A 2,129-nucleotide genomic window follows, 5' to 3' on the forward strand; every position below is an offset into this window, starting at 1 on the left:
GGCCAGCCGGCGGCGGCCGGGCCGGGTTACGCCCAGCCGGCACCGGGCCACGCCCAGCCCGCCGCCGGGTACGGCCCGCCCGGGGGCGCCGGTGGCGTCCCGCCCCAGCAGGTGCCCGGATACGGCCAGCCGGCACCCGGTGGGTTCGGGCCGACCGAGGTTCTGCCGTCCCAGATCCAGCCGGTGGTGCCGGGCGCGATGAACAGCCTGAACCCCTATCGGGAGGTTCCCGCGGCCGGCCGCTGGACGCAGCAGAACGGCAAGCTGGTCCGGGCCACCCTCGGTCAGGGGCCGGAGGTACTCGCCCTGCGCGGGTCGATGGTCGCCTACCAGGGCGACATCGACTTCGACTACAAAAGCTCCGGCCTGCGCGGGCTGATAGAGAACAAGCTCACCGGCCAGGGCCTGAAACTCATGACCTGCAAGGGCCGCGGCGAGGTCTTTCTCGCCCAGGACGCCAGCGACCTGCACATCGTCGAGCTCAACGGCCAGTCGCTGTGCATCAACGCGAGGAACATCCTGGCGTTCGACAGCTCCCTGCGCACCGAGGTCAGACGTATCGAGAGTCCCGGTATCCCCGGCGGTGGCTTCTTCCACTTCGAGGTGTCCGGGCAGGGGACGATCGTGGTGATGACCAAGGGGACGCCGATGACGCTGAACGTCGCCGGGCCGACGTTCGCCGACATGAACGCCCTGGTCGCCTGGACGTCCGGGATGCGGGTGAGCGTGTCGACCCAGGTGCGTATCTCCCGGCAGATCTACTCCGGCAGCAGCGGCGAGTCCCTGGCCCTGCAGTTCATGGGTTTCCAGGGCCATTTCGTGGTCGTCCAGCCGTACGAGGTCTAGGGGCATGTCCGACGGATACCGGTTGACGCGGTCGGCCGTCCGCTGGCGGCCGGGGGCCGGGTGGCCGAAGAACACGCACCGATATTTCCGCCATCGCAGCCCTGGTTTCTTCGTCCGGCCCCGGAAATTCTCGGACGGTCTGGTGGAAAAGCGTACGATGATTTTTTTCGGCAGGTACCCGGAGGCTTGCGGACAGCGGGAGGGAGGCGGCCGTGTACGGAACGTTGATGGATCATTTCGGGCAGACACAGATCATGGACCGGATGAGCAGGCACGGTTCCAAGATCGTTAAAGTGGTCATGCAGCCCGGGCAGGACCTGTTCGCCCGGACCGGATCCATGATCGCCTATGAGGGTCTGGTCGACTTCAACCCGCAGCCTCCACAGCTTGGCCGGATCGCCTCCTCGTGGGCGACCGGCGAGGGCGTACCGCTGATGACCGCGGTCGGCCAGGGCCTGCTCTACCTGGCCGACTACGGCAAGGAGGTCATCGTCGCCCAGCTGGCCGGCGAGGGCCTGTCCGTCAACGGCAAGAACATCCTCGCCTTCGACGCCAGCCTGCAGTGGGGGATCGAACGTGTCCGCGGGGTCAGCATGCTTTCCGGCATGGGCATGTTCAACGTGGTCATCCGCGGTCACGGCTGGGTCGCGATGACCGCGAAGGGCAGTCCGGTCGTGCTGGACACCCGGGAGGCGCAGACGTTCGTCGACACCGACGCGCTCGTCGCCTTCACCGACGGCCTGCAGGTCCAGCCGCGGCGGACCGTCCGGCTCGGCGGGCTGATCGGCCGTGGCTCCGGGGAGGCGTTCCAGCTCGGCTTCTCCGGCCAGGGTTTCGTCGTGGTCCAGCCGAGCGAGGACGAACGGCCGAACTTCTCGGTACGCGGCTGACCGGGGCGCGGCTGGTATGGCTGGTACGGGGATCGCGTGTGACGTGCCGGCCGCACGCGACACGGGTTGCCGGTGACGCGGCGCCCGGTCCACCGCGCGGCACGCATGGGTGAGAGGATTCGATGATGAGCCACGGTGGATTCGGCGGTCCGCCCGCGGGTGGCTACCCCGGCGGCGCAGCTCCCGGTGGATATCAGCCCCCGCCCGGCCAGCCGGGCGGCTACCCGCCGCCGCCCGGCCAGCCCGGTTACCCGCCGGCCGGCGGCCAGCCGCCGGGATACCCCCCGGCCGGGTATCCGCCTCCTGGCGGGGCGCCGGGAGGCTATCCGGGAGGGGGGCCGGGCGTCCCACCCGCTCCGCCCGGCCCGCCCGGCGGCCCGGCGGGCGGCATCC

2 protein-coding genes and 1 pseudogene (1 of these 3 running past the window's edge) are annotated in these 2,129 nt (G+C 70.3%); all 3 read left to right on the top strand.

Going from position 1 to position 2,129, the window contains the following annotated elements:
* A partial coding sequence (locus FrCorBMG51_RS06470; protein WP_047222204.1) for an AIM24 family protein occupies positions 1 to 846 on the top strand: 846 nt, incomplete at its 5' end.
* Positions 847 to 1,058: 212 nt separating this feature from the next.
* The gene (locus FrCorBMG51_RS06475; RefSeq protein WP_013874185.1) at positions 1,059 to 1,736 is read left to right on the top strand and encodes an AIM24 family protein; all 678 of its coding nucleotides are present in this window, start codon (positions 1,059 to 1,061) and stop codon (positions 1,734 to 1,736) included.
* A gap of 122 nt (positions 1,737 to 1,858) precedes the next feature.
* Positions 1,859 to 2,129 (top strand): annotated as a pseudogene (locus FrCorBMG51_RS06480) (AIM24 family protein); it runs 912 nt beyond the window's last position.

The sequence above is a fragment of the Protofrankia coriariae genome (assembly GCF_001017755.1).
Taxonomy (GTDB): domain Bacteria; phylum Actinomycetota; class Actinomycetes; order Frankiales; family Frankiaceae; genus Protofrankia; species Protofrankia coriariae.